The organism is Halarchaeum rubridurum (assembly GCF_014647115.1).
In the GTDB taxonomy this organism is placed as follows: domain Archaea; phylum Halobacteriota; class Halobacteria; order Halobacteriales; family Halobacteriaceae; genus Halarchaeum; species Halarchaeum rubridurum.
The window spans coordinates 532002-558573 of record NZ_BMOO01000001.1 but is presented as its reverse complement, the minus strand read 5'-3'; the positions used below and the strand labels follow the sequence as shown (position 1 = coordinate 558573).

Sequence of the window (26572 nt, the reverse complement as noted above, 5' to 3'; positions counted from 1 at the left end):
TCCACTACCCGATAATGCAGGTCGCCGAGGCGGTCCCGGAGTTCGCGGACGCCTTCCCGTTCGAGGAGTTCAACCGGATGCAACGCGAGGCCGTCCCCGCCCTCACGGAGCGCGACGGCAACGTCGTCGTCGCCGCCCCCACCGGCTCGGGGAAGACCGCGCTCGCCGAACTGGCAATCTGTAAGGCGCTCGCCGCCGGCGGCACCGCGCTCTTCGTCGCGCCGCTGCGCGCGCTCACCAACGAGAAGGAAGAGGAGTGGGAGCGCTTCGAGGACCTCGGCTACTCGGTGTACGTCGTCACGGGCGAACGCGACCTCGACCCGCGGCGTGCTCGGCGCGCGGACGTCCTCGTGATGACGCCCGAGAAGGCCGACTCGGCGACGCGCAAACACGACTCCCCCCGGTATTCGTTCGTCACGGACGTCGACGTCGTCGTCATCGACGAGGTCCACCTCCTCGACAGCGACCACCGCGGGTCGGTACTCGAAGTCGTCGTCTCGCGCTTCCGGCGGCTCTGCGACCCCCGAATCGTCGCGCTCTCCGCGACGATGCCGAACGTCGAGGACGTCGCCGCGTGGCTCGACGCACCCCCCGAGTGCACCTTCGAGTTCGGGGACGAGTACCGGCCGGTCGACCTCCACGCGGACGTCACGACGTACGTCCACGGCGACAACTCCTTCGCGGACAAGTACAGACGCCTCTACAAGGCCCTCGACCGGGCCGAACCCCACCTCCGCGAGGACGGCCAGGCGCTCTGCTTCGTCGCCTCCAGGCAGGACACCGTTCGCGCGGCCGAGAAGGCCCGCGACGAACTCGCGGAGCGCGACGTCCCGATGGGCGCGCGCGGCGACTACGACTTCCACACCGACGCCGAGGAACTCGACAACGACACGCTCCGAAAGAGCGTCCTGGATGGGGTGGCGTTCCACCACGCCGGCCTCTCGAAGGGTGATAAGGACCGCGTGGAGGCGTGGTTCCGAGAGGGGAAGGTCGGTCTCCTCTTCTCGACGTCGACGCTCGCGTGGGGCGTCAACCTCCCCGCACGCTGCGTCGTCATCCGCGACACGAAGTACCACGAGCCCCTGGAGGGCGAAGTCGACATGAGCCCGCTCGACGTCCTCCAGATGCTCGGGCGCGCGGGCCGCCCGGGGTACGACGACGTCGGCTACGGCTGGGTCGTCTGCGACAACGCGGAGGCCGGCAAGTACCGGGAACTCCTCCGCGAGGGCAAGGAGATCGAGTCCGCGCTCGCCGCCGACCTCCCCGAGCACCTGAACGCCGAGATCGCGCTCGGGACCGTCGACGACCTCGACGACGTGCTGTCGTGGCTGGAGACGACGTTCTACTACCGCCGCGCGCAGTCCGCCCCCGAGGCCTACGACTTCGCCACCGTCCGCGAGCGCGTGCGCGGCGTCCTCGACGACCTCATCGAGGAGGGGTTCGTCCGCGCGCACGACGACCTCGGGTTGACCGCCACCCAGTTGGGGATGCTCACCTCGACGTACTACCTCGACATGGACACCGCGGTCGGCTTCCGCGACCTCGCCGAGGGCGACGTCGACGAGACCGGTATCCTCCGCGCCGTCGCGCGCTCCGCGGAGTTCGAGAGCGTGAGCGCCCGCCGCGACGAGCGCGAGGCCGTCGCCTCCGTCCTCGGCGGGCGCGGCGACGACCTCGACCCGGGCCCCCGGAAGGTCCTCGGCGTGCTCTACGGCGCGATGCGTGGCTCGACGCCGCCCGAACTCCGCTCGGACGCGTGGGTCATCAGACAGAACGCCCTGCGCCTCCTCGCGGCGCTCGCCGAGTTCCTCGAACGCTTCGACGAACCCGACGGCGCGAACCTCGCCCACCGCCTCGAAGCCCGCATCGACACCGGCGTCCCCGCGGAGGCCGTCGAACTCACCGCGCTCGACGGCGTCGGGGCCGGCCGCGCCCACCGCCTCGTCGACGAGGGGCTCACGAGCGTCGCCGACGTCCGCGCGGCGGGCCGCGACGGCCTCGTCGACGCGGGCCTCTCGGGCGGCGTCGCGGACGCCGTGATGGAGCAGGCCGGCGCGCTCCCGGACGTCTCGATTCACTGGGGCGACTTCCCCGACTCGGTCGCCCGCGGCGAGAACGACATGCGGGAGGTGACGGTGCGAAACGACGGCGGAGCCGCACGCGTCGTCTGTCGCGTCACCGCGACCCGCGATGGGGGGGACGGCGAGACCGTCGAGATGACGAGCACGACCACGTACCTCGACGGCGCGACGACCCTCCCCGTCGGCGTCTTCGGCGCGGACGACGACGCGCTCGTCTACGCCGTCGACGTCGTCTTCCCCGAGAGCGTCCTCGACACCGTCTCGGAGACACGGACCGTCGACATCGTCTGACGGACTCACGAAATCGCCTGCGGGTTCTTCTACGGTGACGGGGCCATCGCTCCCCATGCAGGACGCGACCCGCGTGCTGGCCGGCGACTGTACCGTCTCCTACGAGGACGACGAGCGCACCGAGAAACGCGGCGAGGTGGTGGTGCTCGTCAAACCCGACAACACCGTGCTCGTCCACGACGAGTCGGGCTACCAGCCGGCGTCGTGGCTGACCCGCGCGGACGTGGTGCGCTACGCGAGCGACGCCGACGGCGTCCGCCTCGTCGCGGGCTCCGGGACCGAACGCCTCGACGTGCGGAGCCACGAGACGACGCTCGACACCTTCGCGCCCGTCACGCCCGCCGGCCCAGAAGTCGGCGACTGCCCGGACTGCGACGGCCCGCTCGTCCGGGCGCGCGGCGAGGTCGTCTGCGTCGGCTGTCGGGCGCGCTACCCCCTCCCGCGCGACGCGACGGTCCGCGACGAGACGTGCGACGACTGCGGCCTCCCGACGATTCGCGTCGAGCGCGGCGCTATCTTCGACCTCTGTCTCGACAGACACTGCGAGTCCATCGACGCCGCGGTCCGCGAGCGCTTCGACGGCGCGTGGGACTGTCCCACCTGTGGGGGAGCGCTGCACGTCGAGCGCCGGAACGCCCTCCGGGCCCGCTGCGAGGACTGCGAGAACGCGTACGCGGTCCCGACGGGTGTCGTCGTCGGCGAGTGCGACTGCGGTGGCCCGCGCTTCGAGACGCCGGGTGGCACCCGCTGTCTGGCGACGGCGTGCCCGGCCCGCGCACCGTAACGCGCCGACCGACGAGCGTGCGGACGCGACGCGTGCGAACGGTCGCGGGACGCGACCGGCGCACCGTAGGCCCTTTGGTCGCCGGCGTCACACGGTGACGGTATGAACGGTCAACTCCGGGGGGACCGGGTCGTCGTCGGCGACGACGCCCGCCAGCGGTTCCACGACGCCAGCGGGTACGGGGTGCCCCGCGGCGGAAACGAAATCGCCCTCTCGCGCGTCGAGGCGGCGCACCTCCTCTTTCGCGGCGAACTCGATGCCGTCGACGGCATGGGGTTCCGGGAGTTCCTCGCCGCCGGCGACAGCGGCTTCAGCACGCGCTTTCTCGTCTATATGGACCTCCGGGACCGGGGGTTCTACCTCTCGCCCGCGCGCGAGGACTGGGTCGAGGAACCGGGCGACGCGGACTTCGTCGTCTACCCGCGCGGGAAGGGCCCGCGCGACGACGAAATCGCGTACCGCGTCCGCGTCGTCGGTGAACGCACCGACGTCCCCGCCGCCGAACTCGGCGACACCGTCCTCGCCGTCGTCGACGAGGAGTCCGAGCTCACCTATCTCGAAACCGAGCGCGTCACCCCCACGGGCGACACCGAGTACGAACTCGACGAACCAGCCGAGGGCGTCCTCCTCGACGACCGCGTCGTCGTCTGGGAGCCCCCGACGGCACTCCACCGCTCGGCCTTCTACGGCCAGGAGCTCTCCAGTCGCGCCTCCGACGTCGGCGCGGTACAGCTCTCACTCGTCGAGGCCGCGTATCTCGCCGCGGAGGGCGACCTCGTCCTCCCCGAACGCGACGGCGACGTGAACGAACTCGTCGAGCGCGGTCGCGCGGTCGAACGCGGGCGTTTCGACCGGCGGCTGCGAACCTACCGGGAGCTTCGGGACCGCGGGCTCGTCCCCAAGACCGGCTTCAAGTTCGGCGCGGACTTCCGGACGTACGCGGACGTCTCGGACGTCGCGGACCTCGGCCACTCCGAGTGGCTCGTCCGCTGTCTCGAACCCGGCCACGTCTTCGACCCGCGCGACCTCGCGCTCGACGTCAGACTCGCCCACGGAGTGCGGAAGCGAATGGTTTTTGCGCTGGCACACAGAGACGACATCACCTGGCTCGCCGCGAGCCGACTCACGCCCTAAGTTATGACTGCAGACCACACGGACACGGCCGCGACGGACGGCGGGACGGAGACGACGGACGGTGCCGACGACCTCGCGCTCGACCCGTGGGGCTCCTCCACCGTCTCCGACTACCGCAAGCTCTTCGAGGAGTTCGGCATCGAGTCCTTCGAGGACGTCCTCGGCGACGTCCCGACCCCGCACTACCTGATGCGGCGGGCGATAATCTTCGGCCACCGTGACTATCGGCGCGTCCTGGCGGCGATGCGCGACGACGAGCCGTTCGCTGCGCTCTCCGGCTTCATGCCGACCGGCGACCCCCACATCGGCCACAAGATGGTCTTCGACGAGATAATCTGGCACCAGGAGCAGGGCGGCGACGCGACCGCGCTCATCGCCGACCTCGAAGCGCACGCGGCGCGCGCCCTCTCGTGGGCGGAGATAGACGAGCACACGAAGGACTATCTCCTCTCGCTCCTCGCGCTCGGCTTCGACCCCGAAGCGGGGACGCTCTACCGCCAGTCGACGAACCGCGAGGTCCAGGACCTCGCCTTCGAACTCGGCATCGAGGCGAACTTCTCCGAATTCGAGGGCATCTACGGCTTCGACGGCGAGACCGACGTCTCTCACATGCAGTCCGTCGTCACCCAGATGGCGGACATCCTCTCGCCCCAGCTCGACGAGCCGAAACCCACCGTGGTGCCGGTCGGGCCCGACCAGGACCCGCACGTCCGCTTCGCGCGCGACCTCGCCGCCCGCACGCGGTACTTCGGCGTCACGGAGGCGTTCGCGTCCTTCGAGGTCGACGACGAGGACGAACGCGCCCTCCTCGCGCGGGCCTACGACGCGCTCCGCGACCCGGACACCGACGAGCCCGTGCGGTGCGTCGCGGCCGCCGACTGGCTCGCCGACGCGGACCTCACCGACGCCGACGGGGACGCCCGCGACCGCGTCGTCGAAAAACTCGAAGCCGCCGGCAAGGAGCCCCTCCGCCCGCGCGTGCGTTTCCTCGACCGGAACGCGACCGATGAGGCCTTCGAGGCGCTCATCGACGCCGTGGCGGGCGAGAAACGCGTCTTCGAGGGCCACGTCGACAGCTTCGAGATGGACCGCGACGCCGCCGAGGACCTCGCCCGCGAGGTCGAAGTCGCCCACGGCGGCTACGGTTTCGTTCCGCCCTCCTCGATCTACCACCGCTTCATGACGGGGCTCACCGGCGGGAAGATGAGTTCGAGCATCCCCGCGAGCCACATCAGCCTCCTCGACGACCCCGAGGAGGGGTACGACAAGGTGAAGGCGGCGACCACGGGCGGCCGGACGAGCGCCGAGGAACAGCGCGAACTCGGTGGCGAACCCGATGACTGCCCGGTGTACGAACTCTACGCGTACCTCCTCGCGTCCGACGACGACGAGTTCGCCGAGCGCGTCTACGAGGAGTGCCGCGAGGGCGAGCGCCTCTGTGGTGACTGCAAGGAGCAGGCGGCGACGCTCATGGAGGAGTTCCTCGCGGAGCACCAAGAGAAGCGCGCGGAAGTCGAGGAGCGACTCGAGGCGGCGGACATCGAACTCGAATCGCCGCGACGGCGTTGACCTAGATTTCGGTGTCGTCGGTCGTGTCTTCGCTGTACCGCCCGGAGAAGCGGTCCGTCTGACTCAGCAGGTAGACGTTCCCGAGGCCGAACAGCGCCGCGCCGCCGAGCGCGAGGCTCGGGAGGGGGCCCCCGCCGGTCTCCGGGATGTAGGGGTATTCGAGCGCGAGCTCCTCAACGATGGTCTCGGAGTCCGGGAGGACGCCGCTCCCGACGGAGTCCGGGGGTTCTTCGCCCGCTGCCGGACCGCCGGGTTCGCCACAGACCACGCGACCGATCATCCCGAGCGTCTTGTGCGGGATGCAGTAGTAGTCGTACGTCCCCGCGACCTGGAACTGGTAGGTGAACGTCGCGCCCTGTTCCTCGAAGGTGCCGCTGTTCCAGGGCTCGGCGTCCTCGGGGATGAGGTCCGTACTCGCCTGCGGGTTCGACGAGGAGTACGACGTCGTCGAGTGGCTCCCGCTCGCGTTGACCCACTGGACGTAGTCGCCCGGCTCGACGTAGAGCCCGACCGGGTCGAAGAGGAACTCCGACCCCTCCGTGTGCATCTCGACGACGTACGGGTCGCTCTCCGTCCCCGACCCCGTCCGGGGATCGTCCCCGCCACTCTCCTGTGCGGCGACGGAGCCGACGATACCGCTCGCGGCGAGCCCCGCGCCACCTGTCTTGGTGATGAACTGCCTCCGTTTCATGACAACGCCGTCCGTACACGATCGTACTCAGTCCCGGATTGAGTGTGTTTCGATCCCCCCTCGCGCTTTTCCGGTGCACAACCGAAACAAGGATGTACGTAACCGGGTAACACCCAAGTAGCGACGAGTACCGAGCGCCGCTGGCGCGCCGGGACTTCCAACCCAAACAATGAGACGCGAAACGGCCATCATACTGGTGCTCATCGGCATCGTGCTCATGCCGATGTGGGGCATCGCGATTGCGAGCGGAGGGAATAGCTTCCACGAGATTCCCCTACAGTCAGGGGAGGACGTCTCACTCGCGCCGACGGGACAGTTCGTGACGATGCCCACGGAGATTTCGGTCTACGCGGCCGGCATCGTCTCCTGGATCGCGCTCTTCGCGCTCGTCGGACTCCTCTACGCGCAGGTGCGATACGCGCACAACGTGGGGAGACGGACGGAGCCACTCTTCCCCGAGCAGGGTGATTCGCTCCCCTACGTGCCGAACTTCCTCCAGACCGCGCACAGACGGATAATCGCCTACTACCCCGCGGACGCGAGTCTCCGGGCCGTCTGGCTCATGGGCCTGTTCACGTTCCTGAGCGCCGTCTTCGCCGTGCTGTTCGCCGGCGAGGTCATGGGGCTCTCCCGGAACCAGTTCCTCGGGTTCTACGGTGCGATTCTCGCGCTCTCCCTCTCCGAGACCGTCCTGATGTACTACACGCACTTCATGCCGACCATCGAGGTCGCGGAGGAACGCGACCACTGACTATGTCCACGAACGACGACACCGACGCCGACACCGACGCCCAGGCACAGTCCGAGGTCGACTACGAGGAGGACCGCCTCCAGTCGACCCGGCGGAACGCCGCCAAGTTCTTCGCGGCGCTCGGCGGTGCGGCCGCAATCGGGAGCTTCGCCGTCACCGGCCTCTACGGCCTCGACGAGTCCGCGCTCTCCGGCGGCCCCGACTACAACTACCAGACGCTCTACACGCAGGGTACGCGCGTCGTCGACGGCGAGGGCAACCCCCTCACCGTCGACGCCATCGAGCAGGGGAGCGGCGAGAGCATGACCGTCTTCCCCGAGAAGGAGGGCGGCGGCGCGCTCCAAGTGCCGGTCGCCACGACGCTCCTCGTCCGGTTCTCCGAGGGCGACTACAGCGAGCCGACGATGCTCGACGGGACCGCCCAGGGGTACTCGGCGTACTCCGCGGTCTGCACGCACGCCGGCTGTACGGTCTCCCAGCGGACGGGGCCGAACGACCGGGACTTCCTCTGCCCGTGCCACCAGAGCCAGTTCAACCCGCTCTCGGGTGCGGAGGTCGTCAGCGGCCCCGCACCCCGGCCGCTCCCCCAGCTGCCCGTCGGGGTCGCCGAGGACGGAGAGCAACTGATAATCGCCACGGGTCCGTTCGAGGCCCACATCGGGGCCGGTGAGTAACCGATGAGTACGATCACCGAATCCGACGAGAGCGAGGACGCCCAGCAGTACGACGGGAGTCGCGTCTACCGCTGGCTCGACGACCGCCTCGACCTCGACGACGAGTTCCTCGGGAAGGCGTTCCCGGAGGACCGCTACGCGTCCTTCCTCCTCGGCGAAGTCACGCTGTTCAGCTTCGTCTTCCTCGTCCTCACCGGGACGTTCCTCGGCCTGCTCTACCGCCCGGGTGCCGCCGACACGACCTACCAGGGCATCGTCGCGAACTACGCCGGCACCTCGGTGCCGGTGGCGTTCGCGTCCGTCATGCGGATCACCTACGACGTCCCGATGGGGATGTTCATCCGGATGGTCCATCACTGGGGGGCGTACCTCTTCATCGCCGCGATGGGCCTCCACATGTTCCGCGTCTTCTTCAGCGGCGCGTACCGCAATCCGCGCGAGCTCAACTGGGTCGTCGGGTCGACACTGCTGTTCCTCGGCCTCATCGAGGGCTTCATGGGGTACGCGCTCCCCTTCGACGAGTACGGTTCGACGGCGACCGGGATCGGGTTCAACCTCGCGGGCTCCATCCCCGTCATCGGCGAGACGCTGACGAAGATCGTCTTCGGCGGGCTGTGGCCGGACAACGCGGGCGCCATCCTCCCGCGGATGTTCTTCTACCACACCTTCCTCATCCCGCTCGTCATCGGCGGCCTCATCGCCGTCCACATGTTCCTGCTCATCCGTCAGAAGCACACGGACCAGGAGAGCGGGCGTGACGCCGAGGCGGACGTCGATGCGTCCAACGAGGGCCTCGTCACCGGCGTCCCGCTCCTCCCGAACCAGGCGGCGGTGATGCTCATCGTCTTCCTCTCGACGTTCGCCGTCCTCTCGCTGCTCGCGGGGCTCTTCCCCGTCCAGCGCCTCCCCGTCTGGGGTCCCAACGACCCGTTCAGCACGCCGGCCGGGGTCGCACCTGACTGGTACTTCATGTGGGTGTTCGGGCTCCTGAAGATAATCCCCGACTTCGTGCCGCTCGCCGAGTTCGTCGGCGGCGTGCTCCTCCCCGGCGTCATCGGCGGCGTCCTCGTGCTCTGGCCGTTCCTCGACTACGAGTCGGACGCGGCCCACTTCACGGCCGACCCGATCAAGCGCCCGGTCCAGACCGCCGTCGGCGTCGCCTCGATAGTCTTCGTCATCGTGCTCTCCATCGCCGCGATGAACGGGACGGTCGCCGAGGTTACGGGCATCCCGACCGGTGAGGTGACGAGCTACCTGCTCTACCTCACGATACTCGTCCCCATCGTCTGGGGCGTCATCACTTACCTCGTGCTCAAGCGCGGGGTCGAACGCCGTGAGCGCAATTCGGACGCCGCCCCGACCGACGACGACTCCGACACGGCGAACACCGCCGTCTCCGACGACTGACCAACGTTCATTCCCTTCACTTCTTCCGATGCCTTCGCTCTCGCCGCGGCGCTATCGTTTCCTCGATAGGGTGACGAAGCTCCTCGGGCTCGTGCTGGTGACCGTCGCGCTCGTTCCGGGGACGCTCCACGGCCCGCTCAGAATCGTCTGCGGGCTCTTCGGCCTCTGCTTGGGTGTCGCGACGGTGTTCGTCGAGCCGGACGTCGAGGCCGACGCCGGCGACTGACGGTCGAGTCGGTTACGCCGCGTCCATAATCGCGCGCCGCAGGCGCGACGCCTCGACGCGGTGTTCGAACGTGACGCCGCCCTCCACTTCCACGTACGGGACGCGTTCGCCGTACTCGGCTTCGAGCTCGGGGTCGGCGTCGACGTCGCGTGTGGTCACGTTCACCGGGACGTCGAGGTCGTCGACGACGTCGTCGATGGTTCGTTCGGCTTCGTCGCAGAGGTGGCACTCCTCGCGTCTGTACACGGTGATGGCGACGCTCATCGACCGACGCGGTAGACGAGGCCGAGGAGCGCGGCGCCGACGAGGAACGTGAGCACGCAGCCGACGACCTGGAGGACCATCACGCCCGCGCCGCCGGTGTACTGCCACGGCATTCCGACGAGGGTCGCGAGCGCGGCGAGCGCGAGGTAGACGCCCAGGACGGTGCCGAGCGCATCGAACGGGTCGTAGCCGGCGAGAGTTCCTGCCATAGCCGTCCCTTTCTGCGTCGTCGCCCCTAACGCTACCGGATGCGTTCGACGGCGCGGTCGCACCGCTCGTGGATCGAGAGAGCGTTGAGAGCGGGCCGAGCGCGATTTGAACACGCGACCGTCTGGTTAAAAGCCAGACGCTCTGCCGGACTGAGCTATCGGCCCTCAACGGGTACGTGGGGGTCGCGGCGTTAAACGTTTACCATCCGCTCATTCGAGGTACGATTCGAGGGCGTCGGTCACGACGCTCCCGGGGGTTACGTCCTCGACGGCCGCCCGACGTCTGAGCTCTCGGTAGGTGTCGAGCGGGAGCGAGACGGTGAGTTCGCCGGGTGTGACGCCGCGTTCGCGTAGCGCCTCCTCGATGGGTCGTCCGTCGTTCACCTCGCTGGCGATGGCGCGCACCTCGCGGACGGTGAGGTCGTTGTCGATGGCGGCGAACGCGAGCTGATAGCGGGCTTCGCCGCCGACGCGCGCGATGTGCTTCGCGGCGGTCGGCGCGATGTGGCCGACGGCGACGTGCCGGCGGACGGGCCGCGGGAGGTCGTGGACGCGCGCCCACTTGCGGATGAACGAGACGGTGACGCCGTCGCCGGCGCGCTCGGCCGCGGCCTTGTAGGAACCCTCCGCGCGGACGAGTGCGGCGCAGGCCGCCGCCCCGCGGAGCATGTAGAAGCGGTCGTCGCCGAGGTCGCCGCGTGCGAACGACGCGACCGTCTCGGCGGCGTCGGCGACGCTCTCGGGGTCGCTCGGGTCGAACTCGACGGCTTCCTCCGCGCGCTCACCGGCGACGCGCTCGTCGCCGCGGATGACGGGTCGCCCGACCGGCGATTCGCGGTCCGTCGGCGGGATGTCTGACCCGTCGCTCATACGTTTGCTAGAACGTGGCCGATATAAAGCTCTACTCCTCGGCGCGGCGTTCGCTGAGGTGCTCCCAAATTTCGGTGCACCCCGCCCCCGGCTCGACGTCGTCGAGATGGTCGTCTCCGTCGCGGCCGGCGTCGGTCTGTGTCTCTGCCATGTGCCCTTTCGTACGACCTACACCGGTATAAGCACGCTCCCGGGCGCACTACCCGCCTTTGCTTCCGGGTAGTGGCGTATTTCGCCCCTTTCGGCGACACGACCGGATTCGCGCTCGAACGGCCGTATCGACGTCTTCGGTGCACACGGCGGTGGGAGCGTGCGGCCTCGCAGAGTGACGATTCCGGTATCGGACCCGATACCGGCAAGAAGTTCTTCTTGTCGGTTCCCGGTGAAACGACCTCAGACGGTGTGCGTCTCGCCGGCCGTCGGGGCCGTCGCGTCGTAGCCGTCGGCGCGGAGGTCGGCGGCGAACCGCTCGGTCGCGTCGCCGTGCACCGCGAAGACGCGCGCGTCGCGGTAGTCGTCGAGGAACGAGCGGAGGCCGTCGCGGTCCGCGTGCGCGGAGAAGTCGAACGCCTCCGTCCGCGCCGCGACCGGCAGGGTGCGACCGTCGAAGGTCGCCCGGCCGCGTTCGAGGAGGTCCCGTCCCGGCGTCCCCGCGACCTGGTGGCCGACGAACGCGACGAGGTTCGTCGGGCTCCCCCGTATCTCGGGGACGTACGTCATCGCCGGGCCGCCCGTGAGCATCCCCGACGTCGTGACGATCACCGTGTTCTGTCGGGCGATGCGTCTCTTCTGCCCGCGCCCGCCGGTCACGAACCGGGCGTTCCCCATCGCCGCGCGGTACGCCGCGGAATCGCGGAGGTAGTCGTCGACGCGCCGGAGCCGCCTCGCCACCTCGACGCCCATCCCGTCGACGTAGCAGTCGATGTCGGACGCGTCGCAGACGAGCATCGCCTCCTGCGTGCGCCCGACGGCGAACGCGGGGACGACGACGGTCCCGCCGCGGTGGACCGTCTCGCGCAGCGCACGCGCGAAGCGCCGCTCCGTCTCCGCTCTCTTCCCCCGGCTCACGTCCGCGTACGTGCTCTCGCAGACGACGACGTCGGCGTCCGGGCGCGCCGTCGACCCCGTGAGGAGCCGCTGGTCCGCGGTGTGGAAGTCCCCGGTGTAGAGCAGCCGGGTGTCGCCCTCGTCGCCCGTGGAGCGCCGTCCCGATTCGTCGACGAGGACGTGCGCGCTCCCGGGGATGTGGCCGGCGTCGTAGAACGTGACCGTGTGTCCCGCCGCCTCGAACGACTCGCCGTAGCCGTGCACGTTCGAGACCTCGCCGAGCGCGCCGATCTCCGCGCGGGTGAACGGCCGGTCGTAGCGCTCCGCCCGCAGTTTGAGGGTGTCGCGGGCGAGGAGGTCGGCGAGCTCGCGCGTCGGCGGCGTCCAGTGGACCGGCGGCCGACGACCCCCCTTCAGGAGGCTCGGCACCGCGCCGACGTGGTCGAGGTGCGCGTGCGAGACGACGACGGCGTCCGGTTCGACGTCCGGCGGCGTCCTGACCGGCGTCCCGCCGTCGAGGCCGTAGTCGATGAGGAGCGAATCGTTCACCAGCAGGGCGCTGCGACCGATGGCGTCCGCCCCGCCGAGGAACTGTACGTCCATCGCGCATCCCTACGCGGGCCCGCGGCTTGGGCCCGTTGGTTCCCCACCGGGGGCGCTCGGTCCGCCGGTGACCCTCCCGACTTTAGTCGTCGGAACCCTCACCTCCGAACGAGCCACGCCACATGAACGAGGGTACGTCCTCCACCGGCCGTTCGTCCGCCGCGAGCGGGACACCGATTCAACCGCCCGCGTCGTTCGTCGCGGGGGCGAACGTCACCGACGGGTCGCTCCGGGAGTCGTTCGCGGAGCGATGGCCGGAGTGTTGGGAGCGCGCGGCCGACTTCCTCGACTGGTCGTCGCCGTACGACACCGTCCTGGACGCGACGGACGGCTACGACTGGTTCGCGGGCGGCACGCTGAACGCGTCGTACAACTGCGTCGACAGGCACGTCGAGGCCGGCCGCAAGAGCCACGCCGCCCTCAAGTGGGAGGGTCGGTTGGGCGAGACCCGGACGTACACCTACCACGACCTCTATCGGGAGGTGAACGCGCTGGCGGCCGCCCTCCGCGAACGCGGGGTCGAGGCGGGCGACGTCGTGACGACGTACATGCCGATGCTCCCCGAACTCCCGGTCACGATGCTCGCGTGCGCGCGAATCGGCGCGGTCCACTCCGTCGTCTTCGCGGGCTACTCCGCCGACGCGCTCGCCATGCGCCTCGCCGACACCGAATCGGCGTACCTCGTCACCTGCGACGGCTACTACCGGCGCGGGACTGCCTACGACCTGAAGCGGAAGGCGGACAACGCCTGCCTCGACGTCCCGCAGTCCGTCGACCGACTCATCGTGGACCGCCTCGACGACGACCGTTCCTACGGCGACAACTACGTCGGGTACGCGGCGCTCCTCGACGAGTACCGCGGCGAGACGGTCGAACCCGTCCCGCGTGCGGCGAGCGACCCGCTCTTCGTCATCTACACGTCGGGGACGACCGGCCGACCGAAGGCCGTTCGGCACACCACGGGGGGGTATCTCGCGCAGGTCGCCTGGACGTCCCACGCCGTCCTCGACCTCGGGCCGGGGGACACTCACCTCTGTTCGGCGGACGTCGGGTGGATAACCGGCCACTCCTACGTCGTCTACGGCCCGCTCGCGCTCGGCGCGACGACGGTGTTGTACGAGGGGACGTCGGACTACCCGGAGCGCGATCACCTCTGGGGCATCGTGGAACGCAACGCCGTCGACGTCTTCTACGCCGCGCCGACGGTCATCCGGGCGTTCATGAAGTGGGGTGCGGAGTACCCCGCGGACCACGACCTCTCGAGCCTGCGTCTCCTCGGGACCGTCGGCGAGCCGATAGACGAGACGACGTGGCGGTGGTACCACGAGAACGTCGGCGGCGGCGAGTGCCCCATCGTCGACACGTGGTGGCAGACGGAGACCGGCGGTATCCTCGTCTCCACGCTCCCCGGCGTCGACGCGATGCGTCCGGGGGCCGCCGGGCCGCCCCTCCCCGGAATCGCCGCGGACGTCGTCGACCCCCACGGTTCGCCGGTCGAACCCGGCGAATCCGGCTCGCTCGTCCTCACACGCCCCTGGCCGGGCATGGCCCTCGACCTCGGCGAGTCGACGGGCGAGGACCCCACGGACTGGCGGTACGAGACCGGCGACGCCGCGACCGTCGACGCGGGCGGCTACGTTCGACTGCTCGGCCGGGAGGGGAACACCCTCAACGTCGCGGGGCGGCGGCTCGGCACGCGCGAGGTCGAGGCCGCCATCGTCGCCGTCGACGGCGTCGCCGAGGCCGCGGTCGTCGGCGCGGAGGACACACGGCGGGACACGGTTCTCTACGCCTACGTCACCCCGCAGCGCGACGCCGGCTCCGAGGCCCGCCTCCGCGAGCGCGTCCGTGACGCCGTCGCGGACGCCATCGGCGGGTTCGCCGTCCCGGACGTCGTCCTGTTGACCCCGGACCTCCCGAAGACGCGCTCGGGGAAGGTGCTCCGGCGCCACCTCCGCCAGATCGCGAACGGCGAGGCGGTCTCCGACACGGGCGCGCTCCGCAACCCCGAGATAGTCGGCGAACTCGAATCCATCGTGGACGGCGTTTCGGAGTAGCACGGAACGCGAAACACGGTTCGCGACGCGCCGTCTTTCGAGGCGACTAGAACCCGACTCGCCTGGAAAAACACGATACTCGCACAACACTTATTTCGTACTACTGTGCAAAGCGAAATGGTATGGATGCGCAGGCGGTCGACGGGGCGCTGACGACGGCCGAGTACGACCGGCTCGTCCGCGCGGCCGATTCGTACCGCGTCGAACTCCTCGTGGCGCTCTGCGGGCGCGTCGGCCTTCGCCCGGGCGAAATCGCGCGCCTCCGCCCGGGCGACCTCGACCGGACGGCCGAGGGGCATCACTTCCTCTCGGTTCCCGGCGACGACGGCGACGCGCGCGACGCCTACGTCCCGCCGGACGTTGCGGACGACGTACGCAAGTACGCCGACGCGGCGGGGCTCGCGGGCGACGACGCGCTCTTCGGCGTGACGGCGCGCCGCCTCCAGATGCTGGTCGCGGAGGCCGCGCGGCGCGCCGCGGACGGCGACGACGACCCCCTCGCGGACGCCTCCACGCGCGACCTCCGCGCGCACTTCGCGCGCCGACTGCTCGTGGCGAACGACGTCGACCCACGGGTCGTGTGGGCGGCGGGCGGGTGGTCGAGCCTCGGGAGCCTGGACCCGTACGTCGAGCGACCGACGCGTGAGGCGGTCGCGGCGGCGCTGAGCGACGCCGATACGCCGAGCGACCCCGACACGACGGCCGAGACTGTCGACGCCGGTGTCGACGCAGCGACCGACGTTCGGGCCGAGACGTCGCGTCCGGACTCGCGGGGCGACGATTCGGTGTTCGCGGAGACGGCGGCGGCGCTCGGGCGAGCGCTGACGGACGCCACGGACAGACCGGCGGTCGAGGCGCGGGCGTGCGAAGCGCTCGCGTCCGTCGTGGGGCCGACGGCGGTCTGCGACGAGCGCGGCGAGATACGCGCGGCCGCGGGCGTGGACGACGCGGACGCCCGTGCGGCGGTCGCGGACGCCCTCCGGGGGACGGCGCTGCCCGACGCCGCGGACGGCGTCCGGTTCGTCGAACGCGGGCTCGACGCCGAGGCGTGGCGTGCCGACCGGACGCTGGCGGCCACCCCGATACGCGCCGGCGACCGCGTGCACGGCTCCCTCTGCGTCGTCGTGGACCCCTCGACGCGGGCGGACGGGGTGCGACGCGCCCTCGTCGATGCCGGCCGGCGCGTCGGATGGGCGGTCGCCGCGACGGACCGCAGGGAGCGGTTGCGCTCGGACGCCGGGGTCGAACTGGTGTTCGAGGCGACGGGTGACTCCTTCTTCGCCGCGACGTCGGGCGACCTCGACTGCCGGCTGGAACTCGACGGCGTCGTCCCCGTGGCGGAGCAGTCCCTGCTCTGTTTCGTCGCGGCGGGCGAGGTGGCGGTCGACGCCCTCCTCGACCGCGCGGGCGCGGCGTCGGCCGTCACGGACGCCCGTCTCATCCGCGACGCGGGGGACCGCGCGCAGCTCGAACTCGTCGTTCGCCCCGATTCGCCGGTCGGCGCGCTCGTCGAGCAGGGGGGCGCGGTGGCGTCGCTGACTGCCGCGGAGGGCGTCGCGCGCGTCGCGGCGGTCTTCCCGACCGGGACCGACGTCCGCGCCGTCGTCGAGGCGGTCACGTCGGCGTTCCCGGGTGTCTCGCTCCGGGCCAAACGCGAGGCCACGCGGCGCGCGTCCCCCGGCGACGTCCACCGGACGCTGGAGCGCGACCTGACCGAGAAACAGCGCTCGACCCTCCGGGCGGCCTATCTCGCGGGGTACTTCGAGTGGCCGCGGGGGAGCACCGCGGAGGAACTCGCGGACTCGATGGACGTCTCGGCACCGACGCTGCACAACCACCTCCGCAAGGCCCAGCAGAAGGTGTTCACCGCCCTCTTCGACTCCCCCTCGTGACGCCCGCCGTCGGCCGCGCTGAATTAATTAGAATGAACGTTTATTATAGTACCTTCGAGTGTCACGTAGTGGTATGACAGACGACGACAACCTCGAAACGAGGCTCGCAGAGCAGGACGTCTTCGAGCCGCCGGAGTCGTTCGTGTCGCAGGCGAACGTCACGGACGCGGGAATCTACGAGGAGTTCGAGGAGAACTGGCCCGAGTGTTGGGAGGCGGCGGCCGACCTCCTCGACTGGTACGAGGGGTACGACGAGGTCCTGGACGACTCGAACCCGCCGTTCTACGAGTGGTTCACCGGTGGGTCGCTGAACGCCTCCCACGAGTGCGTTGATCGACACCTCCCGGAGCGCGCCGACGAGGTCGCCATCGAGTGGGTGGGTGAACCCGAGGACGAGGCGGACCGCTCCATCACCTACGGGGAGCTCCACCGCGAGGTGAACGAGTTCGCGGCGGCGCTGCGCGAGCTCGGCGTCGGCGAGGACGACGTCGTGACGATGCACATGCCGATGGTCCCCGCCCACCCCATCGCGCTCCTCGCCTGCGCGCGGATCGGCGCGCCCCACTCCGTCGTCTTCGCGGGCTTCTCCGCGAGCGCGCTCGCCGAGCGGATGAACGCCGCCGACTCCGAGTACCTCATCACGGCCGACGGCTACTATCGGCGCGGCGACGCCCTCGACCACCTCTCGAAGTCCCGCGAGGGCGTCGCGGACGTCGAGCACGACGTCGAGACGGTCGTCGTCGACCGCCTCGGCCCGAACGGCGACGACCACGGCCACGAGCTCCGCGAGAACGAGCACGACTACGACGACCTGCTCGCGGCCAACGAGGGCACGACGGTCGAACCGGTCGAGCGCGACGCCGAGGACATGCTCTTCCTCATGTACACCTCCGGCACCACCGGGAAGCCGAAGGGGGTGAAGCACACCACCGGCGGCTACCTCGCGTGGACGGCCTGGACCTCACAGGCCGTCCTCGACGTCAAACCCGAGGACACATACTTCTGCTCGGCGGACATCGGGTGGATAACCGGCCACTCCTACATCGTCTACGGCCCGCTCGCCCTCGGGACGACGACGACGATGTACGAGGGCGCCCCCGACTACCCCGAGGAGGACCGGTTCTGGGAGATAATCGACGACCTCGACGTCACGCAGTTCTACACCGCGCCGACGGCCATCCGCTCCTTCATGAAGTGGGGCGCGGAGTACCCCGCACGCCACGACCTCTCCAGTCTGCGCCTGCTCGGCACCGTCGGCGAACCCATCAACCCGAAGCCGTGGAAGTGGTACTACAAACACATCGGCGGCGAGGAGTGTCCCATCGTGGACACCTGGTGGCAGACGGAGACCGGCGGCCACATGATCACGACGCTCCCCGGCGTGAAGGACATGAAGCCCGGGAGCGCCGGACCCGCGCTCCCCGGCGTCGACGCCCAAATCGTCGACGGCGACGGCGAGGAGGTTCCCGCGGGCGGCGCGGGCTACCTCACGGTCCAGAAGCCGTGGCCCGGAATGCTGCGGACGCTGTACAAGAACGACGAGCGCTTCATCGAGGAGTACTGGGCGGAGTACTCCGACACGGACAGCGACGACCCCGCGGACTGGGTCTACTTCCCCGAGGACGGCGCGAAGATCGACGACGAGGGCTACATCACCGTCGTCGGCCGCGTCGACGACGTCGTCAACGTCTCCGGTCATCGCCTCGGCACCATGGAGATCGAGTCCGCGGTCGTCTCCGCCGAGGGCGTCGCCGAGGCCGCCGTCGTGGGTGCCGACGACGACCTCAAGGGCGAGGTCGTCCACGCCTACGTCATCCTCGAAGGCGACGCGGCCGACGAGGACACGATGCGCGAGCGCATCGAGGCGGCGGTCGAAGAGCAAATCGGTCCCATCGCACGCCCCGCGAAGGTCGTCTTCACGCCCGAACTCCCGAAGACCCGCTCCGGGAAGATAATGCGTCGCCTCCTGGAGGAGATTTCGGACGGCGAGGAACTCGGGAACACCTCCACGCTTCGCAACCCCGAGGTCGTACGCGACATCGAAGCCGAAGTACGAGGTGAGTGAGTATGCCCGCCAACACCGACACCGCGAACCCCGCACCGCTCGGCCTCGTCTCCTTCGGGCTGACGACGGTCCTCCTGAGTCTCGTCAACGGCGGTATCCTGCCCAGCGCGGGTGAGTCCGTCGTCCTCCCGCTCGCGCTCGCCTTCGGCGGCACGTGTCAGCTCTTCGCCGGCCTCCTCGAATACAAGGAGGGCAACACGTTCGGCTACACGGCCTTCACGAGCTACGGCGCGTTCTGGTGGTGGTTCGGGATGCTCGTGCTCTTCGCGGGCAACGGCTGGCTCTCCGTCAACGCCACCGCCGTCGGCGCCGCGCTCATCCTCTGGGGCGTCTTCACGCTCTACATGTGGGTGAGCACGTTCAAGCTCAACTGGGCGCTCTGGTCCGTCTTCCTCACGCTGTGGGTGACGTTCTTCCTGCTCGGGCTCGGTGACCTCGGCTACGGCACCGCGACGCTCGGCGGCTACCTCGGCGTCGTCTGCGGGCTGCTCGCCATGTATACCTCCTTCGCGGAGGTCACCAACTGGGCGTGGGACCGCACCGTCGTCCCCATCGGGAACCCGCCGCTCGGCGACGACTGAGCCCACCCGCCCACGGTTGCGTCGCTCTCGTTCCCCCACGTTTTCTCACGCCCGCCAGCGGCGGACGACGAACTCCGCGTACCCCCCGTAGGCGAGGTCGAGACTCCCGACCCACCAGTTCCACCGCGACGCCACGCGCCCCTCGGGTGCGTCGCCGAGGTGCTCGACGAGTATCGCCGGCGTGAGTTCGTGGCCGGCGTCGCGCTCGTACCGGCCGCTGGCCGCGAGGTCCGCCGCCACCCGCGCGACGGCGGCCCGCTCGGCGTCGCTGCCCTCGAAAGCCGCGAGCGCGTCCGCGAACGCGTCGACGGACCGGTTTCGGGTCACGGGTCCGCTCCGCCCCGCGTCGCAAAGAGCGTGTCCCCGACCCGCGCCTTCGAGTACGATGCCGGAGCACCCCGGGACGTGTCCTGACTCCCCGCCCGCGGCGGCCCCGTGGTCGGTCCCTCGAGACGGCCCGACCGAAACGCGCGCCCGTCGGCGCGCGCCGTGCGACACCCCGCCGCGACCCGCGCGGTCGCTCGTCCGCCCCTACCGACGGATGTCGTCGCCGGTGACGTCCTCGATGCCGCACACGAACGCCGCGATGTCCTCGTCGCCGTGGCCGAGCGCACGCACCTGATTCGCCGCCTCCGCGGTCGCCGCCGTCGCCGGAAGCGGCACCTCGTTCTCGTGCGCGCTGTCGAGGGCGAGTCGCAGGTCCTTGAACTGAAGGTCCATCGGGAACGCCGCCTCGAAGTCGCCCTCGGCGATGGCCTCGCCCTTGACGTCGAAGAGCGGGGCCGCGAGCCCGCCCGAGCCGACGGCTTCCAGCAGCACGTCGACGTCGAGGCCGTTCGCGTCCGCGAGCGCGAGCGACTCCGCGAACGACTGCATCATGTCCCCGAGGAGGAGGTTCACGGAGAGCTTCGCGTGCGTGCCGTCGCCGACGCCACCACAGCGCACGACGGAGTCGCCAATCGCGTCGAGCACGTCCACGACGGCGTCCACGTCCTCGTCAGCGCCCCCGGCGAGCATCGTGAGCGTCCCCTGCTCGGCCGGTCCGACCGTCCCGGAGACGGGGCAGTCGACGAAGCGTCCGCCGGCGTCCGCGACGAGCGACGCGGCCGCCCCGGTCGCGTCGGGCGAGACCGTACTCGTGTTCACGACGTAGTCCCCCTCGTCGAGGCCGGCGAGCAGGCCGTCCGTCTCCGTGAGCACGTCGTGCAGCGCGTCCCCGTCCGTCACCATCACGACCGTGACGTCCGCGTCCGCCGCGACGCCGCGCGGTGTCGTCGCGACGGGGACGCCCGCGTCCGCGAACGGTTCCGTCGCGTCCTCGCTGCGGTTGTACACCACGAGGTCGAAGTCGTCCGCGACGTTCCACGCCATCGGTGCACCCATCGCGCCGAGTCCGACGAAGCCGACCGTCGTCATGGTTAGACCTACGTGGCCTGCCACCAAATACCTCGGCGGCGTCGGTGAGTCACGCCGCAAAGGCTTTTGCGCGGCCGGGGTGACGTATCGTTCATGAAAGTGCTGTTGGGAATCGGCGGGAGCGACGACTCCCTCGACGCCCTCGAACGCACGGTCGAGCGCGCCGTCGAGGCGGGCGACGAGCTCACCGTCGCCGTCCTCGACAACCCGGAGAGTGATCGGTCCGCCGACGAGGTCATCGACCACGCCTCGTCGGTGTTGGAGGACGCCGGCCTCGACGCTGACGTCCGTCACCTCACGGGCGACCCGGGAAGCGAACTCGTCGAACTCGCCGGCCGCGAGGGGTTCGAGCAGGTCGTCCTCGGCGGCGGCGAACGCAGCCCGATGGGGAAGATTCGTCTCGGCCACATCGCCGAGTTCGTCCTGCTGAACGCGCCCGTCACCGTCACGTTGGTCCGATGACGACCGACACCGACGCGCCCGGTCCGTTCCCGACGCCGCCCCACGCCTTCGAGGACGCGGACGGGCGCGATATCACCGTCCGCTCGCTCGCGTCCACGGACGCCGACGGCTTCGAGTCGCTCGTCGAGATGTACGACGACTTCGACCCGAGCATGCGCGCGCAGGGCATCCCGCCGACCGGCGAGTCGCGCGTGCGCTCGTGGCTCGACACGCTCGTCGGCGGCGACGCCTACAACGTCGTCGCGTGGCACGGCGACGACGCGGTCGGCCACGCGACGCTCGTCCCGGACGGCGACGACGCGTACGAACTCGCCATCTTCGTCCACCAGGACTCGCAGGGATGTGGCGTCGGGACGCGACTCATCCGGACGCTCCTCGGCTACGGCGCGGCGAACGACGTCGGTCACGTCTGGCTCACCGTCGAGCGGTGGAACCACGCGGCCATCGCGCTCTACGAGAAGGTGGGCTTCGAGACGATGAACGCCGAGAGCTTCGAGATCGAGATGGAGATGGACCTCTCGACGGCCCGCGTTCAGACGGACAACACGGGCTGACTCGCGTAGAGCAACACGTACTCCGCGACCTTCTCCAGCACCGTTCCCGGGGGGTCGACGCTCGAACGCGCCTCGCGGGGCATCACGAGGAAGTCCGCGTCGACGTCGTCCGCGCAGTCGAGGATGACGCTCCCCGGGTGGTGGGTCTTGCGCCGCGTCGAGAAGCCGTGCATGACGGAGGTGCCGAGCGTGACGTCCGCGGCGTCCGCGAGCTCGCGGACGTCGGCGAGGAACGACTGGTGGGCGTCCGCGATCCCGTCCTCGTCCACGTCGCCGTCCACGATGCTCCGCGCGACGTCGTCGCCGAGGACGAAGAGCGCGTGCACGTCGGCGTCGTAGCGCTCGGCGACCGCGACCGCGTACTCCGCGGCGGTCCCGGAGGCGTCGCTCCCGTCCACGGGGACGAGGACCGTCCCGACTTCGAGGCTCATGTCGGCGTCTCCGGCGGCCGCCACCAAAAGCCCACCGAGGAGTGGAGTTAAGTGCGGACGCGGCGACGTCCCGCACATGATCGACACCGTTGTCGTCGCCACCGACGGGTCGGAGAGCGTGAGGCGCGCCGTCGACGCCGCCCTCGACCTCGCCGCCCGCTTCGACGCCGACGTCCACGCGCTCTCCGTCGTCGACACGGGCGCGCTCGACACCACCCCCGACGACCTCCGCGCGGAGATGGCGGACGCGCTCGACGAGCGCGCCGAGGACGCCCTCGCCGACGTCGCCGAACGCGCCGACGGCCCGGTCACCACCGCGGTCCGCGAGGGACGGCCCGCCGACGAGATTCTCTCGTACGCCCGCGAGATCGACGCCGACGTCGTCGCCACCGGGACGCGCGGGCGACACGGCGAGAACCGCCTCCTCATCGGCTCCGTCGCCGAGCGCGTCGTTCGGGACTCCCCGGTCCCCGTCCTGACCGTTCGCCGCCTCGAAACTGACGAGACCGAGGAGGCCGCGTAACCGCCGGGTTCTTCTCCCTCGCCGCGCTTCCCCCGGTATGAAAGACCGGGTCATCGACGACGATACCCTCTCGCTCGAACGCAAATCCCGCCTCCCGGGGCGGGGCTTCTTCGTCCCCGACGACGTCTCCGAGGCCGAGACGGAGCGCGAGATGCGCGACCGCCTCGACGGCGCGGACGTCGTCGTCGTGGCCGACCCCGACGCCGACGGCCTCGCCTGTGCCGCGCTCGTCCGCGAGGTCCACGGCGACGCCGCCCTCGTGCCCGCCGGCCCGCACAACCTCGAGGACGGCCTCGACCGCGTCGCCGACTACGCCCCCGCGGGCGTCACCGTCTACGTCTGCGACCTCTGCCCCGACGAGTACGCCTACGTCCGCGACGAACTCGAACGCCTCGTCGCGCACGCCGACGCCGTTCACTGGTACGACCACCACCAGTGGACCGCCGAGGCGGCCGAGCGGGTCCGCGCCGCCGGCGTCGAGCTCGTCATCGGTGACTCCGACGAGGAGTGCACCGCCGACGTCGCCGTCCGCTCCCTCGACGCCGACCTCCCCCGCCACCTCGTCGAACTCGCCGCCGTCACCCGCGACCACGACCTCTGGCTGAAGGAGGACCCCCGCAGCGACGACCTCTCCGACTACTCCCACCGCGCCGACGACGAGGAGTACGTCGAGACGGTCCGCGAGCACGGCCCCGACCTCCCCGAGGAGGTCCTCGAATTCCTCGAAGCCGAGCGCGTCGAGAAACGCGACCTCATCGAGAAGGCCCTCTCCCGCGCCGAACTCCGCACCCTCACCGTCGCCGACGAGGAGGTCACGGTCGGCGTCACCTACGGCCGGTGCTCGCAGAACGAGGTTGCCGACGAACTCCGCGAACGGGGCGCCGACGCCGCCGTCATCGTCAAGCCCGCGGGTTCCGCGTCCATCCGCGGCAGTGAGGACTTCGAGCGCTGCCACGAGGTCGCCCGGCAGGTCAACGGCGGCGGCCACCCGCAGGCCGCCGGCTGCAAGCCCGACATCTACGACGACATGCTCGACTACGCGAACCACTGGACGACCGGCGGCGCCGTCGCCACCCAGGTCATCCTCAACGCCTTCCGCACGCTCCCCGACGAACCCGCCGAGAGCGCCGACGAGTAGCGCGCTCGTCTCGTCGCGGTTCCTCCCTATCGCTCGAAGAGCGCGCCACTCGCGTGTCGCTCACACGGTTCGCTCCCGCTCGCTTTCTCGCGGAGCCGACGGCTCCGCGCTACTCGCGCCTCGCGTTGCTCAGCGCTCGCTCCATCGCGGTTCCTCGCTGCCGCTCGGAACCGCGCTACTCGCGTGTCGCTCACACGGTTCGCTCCCGCTCGCTTTCTCGCGGAGCCTACGGCTCCGCGCTACTCACACAGCCACCGCTCGGAGTAGCTCGCGCCGCACTCGCAGTGCGCGTAGGCGTGGACGACGGCCCCCTCGGCGTAGAGCCCGCCGACCTCCTCGTTCTGTTCTTCGGTGAACGCGAAGACGAAGGAGACGTCGTGGCCCTCGCCGTCGCCGGCTTCCGGGCAGTCGCCGCCCGCGAGGTCCCGGTCGACGTGGCCGTCCGCGCCCATCGCCTCCTGTGCGAACTCCATCGCGGCCATCCCCGTCGTCTTCTGGAAGACGCCGCGGCCCTTCTCGCCGTCGACGACGAGCACGACGCCGTCGTCGTACGCGACCGCGTCGTCCCGGTCCGCGAGCGCGGCGACGTTGTCCACGACGTCCTCGGTGAGGTAGAGCGCGACGTCCTCGTGGCGTTCGCCCGCGAGGAACTCGGTGTACCTGTCGGTCATACCCTCCCTACCTGCTCGCGCAAGAAAAGTGACGTGCGTTCGACGCGTTACTCGTCGGCTTCGTCCGCCTCCTCCTCGTCCTCGCCGAGGAGGGACGCGACGGACTCGTCGCCGGTCTCCGTGACCTTCGCGTTGATCTGGACGGTGGCGTCGGAGACCTCGCTCCCGCGGACGCTGATACGGCGGCGCTCGCCGTCGCGCTCGGGATTGTAGCCGACGCTCTCCTCCTTGACGAGGACGCTCTCCAGACCCGGCCCGGAGACGTCGCCGCGCATCGGGCGACCGGCCTCGTCGGAGCCGCCGGTGATCTCGAGCGTGCAGCCGGTCAGTCCAACGGCGTCACCGTCGACCTCGTCGCCGATATTCCGACCGATGAAGCGATTCGCGTCCTGTCCCTCGACCTCGATCGGGTACGCCGCCCCTTCCGCGGGGTCGGCGACCACGACGTTGAACGTAGCCATACGCGTACTCCCGGCTGCGCGACCTAAAAGCGCGTCGAAACCCCGGAGCGGCCGCGAGGGCCGGCGACACGCTTTTGCCCGTTTCTCGGGTAGGGCGGGTATGACCGAGCAGGGCGACGTCGACGGGGCCGACGCGGCGGTGGACGGCGCGACGGACGACGACGCGGCGGACAACGACGCGACGAACGGCGACGCGACGAGTGGTGACGCGACGACGAACGGCGACGCGACGAGTGGTGACGCGACGAGTGGTGACGCGACGACGAACGGCGACGCGACGACGAACGGCGACGCGACGGATAGCGACGACGCCGACGCCGAGCCGACGCCCGGCGTCCCCGACGACGTCCGGAAGTACGACCGCTTCAAGAAGGTCGACGGCGCACAGTACGAGCGCGTCAACGACTTCCTCCGCGAGCGCACCTACATCACGGCCCGCGAGTGGGCCATCGCGCGACTCTGCGCGGACTTCCGCACGGAGACGGGCGTCGAGATGACGAAGATCGGCGAGAACCTCCCCGAACTCGTCCCGTTCATGACGGACACGTACACGCCCCAGGCCGTCAATCAGGCCCGCGCGGCGTTCGAGGAGAAGGTGACGAAGGCGGGCGCCACGTTCCTCTACGGCGCGATGAGCGACTTCTTCACCGCGGACGAACTCGACGACCTGATGTACGAGTCGACGGAGGTGGCGAAGTTCCTCCTCGAAGTCGAGGGCGTCGAACTCTCCGTCGAGGAGGAACTCGACGCCGAGGACCGCATCTCCGAGGTGATGCGCGACGTCCGGGAGGCCAGCGACGAACTCCGCCACTCCGAGGCCACCTGCCCGAACTGCGGCCACGAGATGAGCGAGGCCGACGACTGAGCGTCAATCGTCGTCGTCGTCGCCGACGGCGTCCTGACCCTCCACCAATCGCCCGCCGAGGACGGCGTTCACGACCGCGCCGACGAGCAGGACGAGCGCGGCGACGTAGAGCCACGTGAGGAGCAGCATGACGCCGCCGAGGACACCGTAGGCCTGGCTGTCGCCGGCGTAGGCGACGTAGACGCGAAAGAGCGCCCCGAAGGCGAGCCACCCGGTCGCGGCGACGAACGCCCCCGGAAGGGCCTCGCGGAGCGTCACCGGCGTGTCCGGGAGGACGTAGTAGAGCGGGCAGAACGCCACGGTCAGCCCGACGAGCAGGAGGACGGGGGCGAGCAGGTCGAGGACGAGTCGGTCGACGACGAGCGCGAGCGCCGTGCCGACGCCGACGAGCCCCACCGCGGCGACGGCGAGACAGCCGAGCGCGACGAGGCCGTCCCGGACCGCGCCGACGAGACCCGCGTCCTCCTCGCCGTAGACGACCGCGAACGCCGTGTTCAGCCCGCGAAAGACCTTCAGCGCGCTCCACGCGAGGAGGACGACGCCGAGCAGCGACGTGCCGAACGCGCCCGTGCGGTTCGTGAGCGCACCTCGGAGGAGGTCGGCGGCGTTCGGTGAGAGGAACCCCTGGAGCGCGGCGACGACGGCGTCGGCGGTCGCCGGGCCGCGCAGCGCCGCCGCGAGCGCGAAGACGAGCACGAGCAGCGGCACGAGCGAGACGAACGCCGCGTACGCGATGGCACCCGCGACGAACGTGAGGTTGCGCTCGCGGACGACCGCGACCGTCTCCAGCGTCGCCTCGCGGACGGTACCAAGCGTCGAGTCGGCCATGTCCGCCCCGTCGGGCGTCCCGCGGTT

The 26572-nt window shown here is 70.3% G+C and carries 28 protein-coding genes and 1 tRNA gene; 17 read left to right on the top strand and 12 right to left on the bottom strand.

Annotated features, from left to right (window positions below; genetic code table 11):
• Positions 1-14: 14 nt before the first annotated feature.
• From IEX84_RS03065 to IEX84_RS03050, 4 genes are all read left to right on the top strand, one after another.
• Positions 15-2372 carry a DEAD/DEAH box helicase gene (locus IEX84_RS03065; protein WP_188869677.1) on the top strand — a complete coding sequence of 786 codons (2358 nt, stop codon included), beginning with the start codon at positions 15-17 and terminating at the stop codon, positions 2370-2372.
• 55 nt (positions 2373-2427) lie between these two features.
• Positions 2428-3156, top strand: coding sequence for an endonuclease NucS domain-containing protein (locus IEX84_RS03060; RefSeq protein WP_188869675.1), 729 nt, complete (start codon positions 2428-2430; stop codon positions 3154-3156).
• Positions 3157-3258: 102 nt separating this feature from the next.
• Positions 3259-4290 (top strand): tRNA-intron lyase, encoded by a 1032-nt coding sequence (endA, locus tag IEX84_RS03055; protein WP_188869673.1) that lies wholly within the window; start codon positions 3259-3261, stop codon positions 4288-4290.
• Positions 4291-4293: 3 nt separating this feature from the next.
• Positions 4294-5859 (top strand): tryptophan--tRNA ligase, encoded by a 1566-nt coding sequence (locus tag IEX84_RS03050; protein WP_188869671.1) that lies wholly within the window; start codon positions 4294-4296, stop codon positions 5857-5859.
• Between the two features lies 1 nt (position 5860).
• On the opposite strand, the gene IEX84_RS03045 is transcribed toward IEX84_RS03050, so the two are convergent.
• Positions 5861-6550: a plastocyanin/azurin family copper-binding protein gene (locus tag IEX84_RS03045; protein WP_188869669.1), complete on the bottom strand. Its 690-nt coding sequence runs from the start codon at positions 6548-6550 to the stop codon at positions 5861-5863.
• Positions 6551-6719: 169 nt separating this feature from the next.
• Here IEX84_RS03045 and IEX84_RS03040 point away from each other — a divergent pair, with 169 nt between their 5' ends.
• From IEX84_RS03040 to IEX84_RS03025, 4 genes are read left to right on the top strand one after another with little or no spacing between them, the layout of a single operon-like run.
• The gene (locus IEX84_RS03040) at positions 6720-7301 is read left to right on the top strand and encodes a hypothetical protein (RefSeq protein ID WP_188869667.1); all 582 of its coding nucleotides are present in this window, start codon (positions 6720-6722) and stop codon (positions 7299-7301) included.
• A gap of 2 nt (positions 7302-7303) precedes the next feature.
• The gene (locus IEX84_RS03035; protein WP_188869665.1) at positions 7304-7975 is read left to right on the top strand and encodes a QcrA and Rieske domain-containing protein; all 672 of its coding nucleotides are present in this window, start codon (positions 7304-7306) and stop codon (positions 7973-7975) included.
• Positions 7976-7978: 3 nt separating this feature from the next.
• A complete protein-coding gene (locus tag IEX84_RS03030) occupies positions 7979-9382 on the top strand; it encodes a cytochrome b (RefSeq protein ID WP_188869663.1) in 1404 nt (467 codons plus the stop codon).
• A 28-nt stretch (positions 9383-9410) separates the two neighbouring features.
• Complete coding sequence (locus IEX84_RS03025) at positions 9411-9608, top strand: hypothetical protein (RefSeq protein ID WP_188869661.1); 198 nt, start codon at positions 9411-9413, stop codon at positions 9606-9608.
• 12 nt (positions 9609-9620) lie between these two features.
• Here the strand turns inward: IEX84_RS03025 and IEX84_RS03020 are convergent, their stop codons facing one another.
• The 5 genes from IEX84_RS03020 to IEX84_RS03000 all read right to left on the bottom strand — a co-directional run bounded on the left by IEX84_RS03020 (position 9621) and on the right by IEX84_RS03000 (position 12601).
• Positions 9621-9872: a glutaredoxin family protein gene (locus IEX84_RS03020; protein ID WP_188869659.1), complete on the bottom strand. Its 252-nt coding sequence runs from the start codon at positions 9870-9872 to the stop codon at positions 9621-9623.
• On the bottom strand, positions 9869-10081 hold the full coding sequence (locus IEX84_RS03015) for a hypothetical protein (protein WP_188869657.1): 213 nt from the start codon (positions 10079-10081) through the stop codon (positions 9869-9871). Before IEX84_RS03015 ends, IEX84_RS03020 begins: the two co-directional genes overlap by 4 nt.
• A 91-nt stretch (positions 10082-10172) precedes the next feature.
• Positions 10173-10246, bottom strand: a tRNA-Lys gene (locus tag IEX84_RS03010).
• Between the two features lie 45 nt (positions 10247-10291).
• On the bottom strand, positions 10292-10951 hold the full coding sequence (locus IEX84_RS03005; RefSeq protein ID WP_188869655.1) for a DUF7119 family protein: 660 nt from the start codon (positions 10949-10951) through the stop codon (positions 10292-10294).
• A gap of 393 nt (positions 10952-11344) precedes the next feature.
• The gene (locus tag IEX84_RS03000; RefSeq protein ID WP_188869653.1) at positions 11345-12601 is read right to left on the bottom strand and encodes an MBL fold metallo-hydrolase; all 1257 of its coding nucleotides are present in this window, start codon (positions 12599-12601) and stop codon (positions 11345-11347) included.
• A 122-nt stretch (positions 12602-12723) separates the two neighbouring features.
• On the opposite strand from IEX84_RS03000, the gene IEX84_RS02995 reads away from it, so the two are divergent.
• The 4 genes from IEX84_RS02995 (at position 12724) to IEX84_RS02980 (ending at position 19196) form a co-directional block, all read left to right on the top strand.
• Entirely contained in the window at positions 12724-14658 is a 1935-nt protein-coding gene (locus tag IEX84_RS02995) for an acetate--CoA ligase (RefSeq protein WP_188869650.1), read from the top strand.
• Positions 14659-14780: 122 nt separating this feature from the next.
• The gene (locus tag IEX84_RS02990) at positions 14781-16550 is read left to right on the top strand and encodes a bacterio-opsin activator domain-containing protein (protein ID WP_188869648.1); all 1770 of its coding nucleotides are present in this window, start codon (positions 14781-14783) and stop codon (positions 16548-16550) included.
• A 73-nt stretch (positions 16551-16623) separates the two neighbouring features.
• The gene (acs, locus tag IEX84_RS02985) at positions 16624-18615 is read left to right on the top strand and encodes an acetate--CoA ligase (RefSeq protein ID WP_188869646.1); all 1992 of its coding nucleotides are present in this window, start codon (positions 16624-16626) and stop codon (positions 18613-18615) included.
• A gap of 2 nt (positions 18616-18617) precedes the next feature.
• Positions 18618-19196, top strand: a complete 579-nt coding sequence (locus IEX84_RS02980) for an acetate uptake transporter (RefSeq protein ID WP_188869644.1) — start codon at positions 18618-18620, stop codon at positions 19194-19196.
• 45 nt (positions 19197-19241) lie between these two features.
• On the opposite strand, the gene IEX84_RS02975 is transcribed toward IEX84_RS02980, so the two are convergent.
• Complete coding sequence (locus tag IEX84_RS02975; protein WP_188869642.1) at positions 19242-19523, bottom strand: hypothetical protein; 282 nt, start codon at positions 19521-19523, stop codon at positions 19242-19244.
• Positions 19524-19727: 204 nt separating this feature from the next.
• Positions 19728-20612 carry an NAD(P)-dependent oxidoreductase gene (locus IEX84_RS02970; RefSeq protein ID WP_188869640.1) on the bottom strand — a complete coding sequence of 295 codons (885 nt, stop codon included), beginning with the start codon at positions 20610-20612 and terminating at the stop codon, positions 19728-19730.
• A 93-nt stretch (positions 20613-20705) separates the two neighbouring features.
• On the opposite strand from IEX84_RS02970, the gene IEX84_RS02965 reads away from it, so the two are divergent.
• Entirely contained in the window at positions 20706-21074 is a 369-nt protein-coding gene (locus IEX84_RS02965; protein ID WP_188869638.1) for a universal stress protein, read from the top strand.
• The gene (locus IEX84_RS02960) at positions 21071-21628 is read left to right on the top strand and encodes a GNAT family N-acetyltransferase (protein ID WP_188869636.1); all 558 of its coding nucleotides are present in this window, start codon (positions 21071-21073) and stop codon (positions 21626-21628) included. Before IEX84_RS02965 ends, IEX84_RS02960 begins: the two co-directional genes overlap by 4 nt.
• Here IEX84_RS02960 and IEX84_RS02955 read toward each other — a convergent pair.
• On the bottom strand, positions 21607-22059 hold the full coding sequence (locus tag IEX84_RS02955; RefSeq protein ID WP_188869634.1) for a universal stress protein: 453 nt from the start codon (positions 22057-22059) through the stop codon (positions 21607-21609). The genes IEX84_RS02960 and IEX84_RS02955 overlap by 22 nt on opposite strands.
• Positions 22060-22135: 76 nt before the next feature.
• Here IEX84_RS02955 and IEX84_RS02950 point away from each other — a divergent pair, with 76 nt between their 5' ends.
• Complete coding sequence (locus IEX84_RS02950; protein ID WP_188869632.1) at positions 22136-22582, top strand: universal stress protein; 447 nt, start codon at positions 22136-22138, stop codon at positions 22580-22582.
• Between the two features lie 37 nt (positions 22583-22619).
• The gene (locus IEX84_RS02945; RefSeq protein WP_188869630.1) at positions 22620-23720 is read left to right on the top strand and encodes a DHH family phosphoesterase; all 1101 of its coding nucleotides are present in this window, start codon (positions 22620-22622) and stop codon (positions 23718-23720) included.
• A gap of 239 nt (positions 23721-23959) precedes the next feature.
• On the opposite strand, the gene IEX84_RS02940 is transcribed toward IEX84_RS02945, so the two are convergent.
• Together IEX84_RS02940 and IEX84_RS02935 are read right to left on the bottom strand one after the other, a co-directional pair.
• A complete protein-coding gene (locus IEX84_RS02940; RefSeq protein ID WP_188869628.1) occupies positions 23960-24391 on the bottom strand; it encodes a DUF5807 family protein in 432 nt (143 codons plus the stop codon).
• A 47-nt stretch (positions 24392-24438) separates the two neighbouring features.
• Positions 24439-24852, bottom strand: a complete 414-nt coding sequence (locus tag IEX84_RS02935) for a 30S ribosomal protein S6e (RefSeq protein WP_188869626.1) — start codon at positions 24850-24852, stop codon at positions 24439-24441.
• 100 nt (positions 24853-24952) lie between these two features.
• On the opposite strand from IEX84_RS02935, the gene IEX84_RS02930 reads away from it, so the two are divergent.
• Entirely contained in the window at positions 24953-25717 is a 765-nt protein-coding gene (locus tag IEX84_RS02930; protein WP_188869624.1) for a DUF5806 family protein, read from the top strand.
• Positions 25718-25720: 3 nt separating this feature from the next.
• Here IEX84_RS02930 and IEX84_RS02925 read toward each other — a convergent pair whose 3' ends face one another.
• Entirely contained in the window at positions 25721-26545 is an 825-nt protein-coding gene (locus tag IEX84_RS02925) for a YihY/virulence factor BrkB family protein (RefSeq protein WP_188869622.1), read from the bottom strand.
• Between the last annotated feature and the right edge of the window lie 27 nt (positions 26546-26572).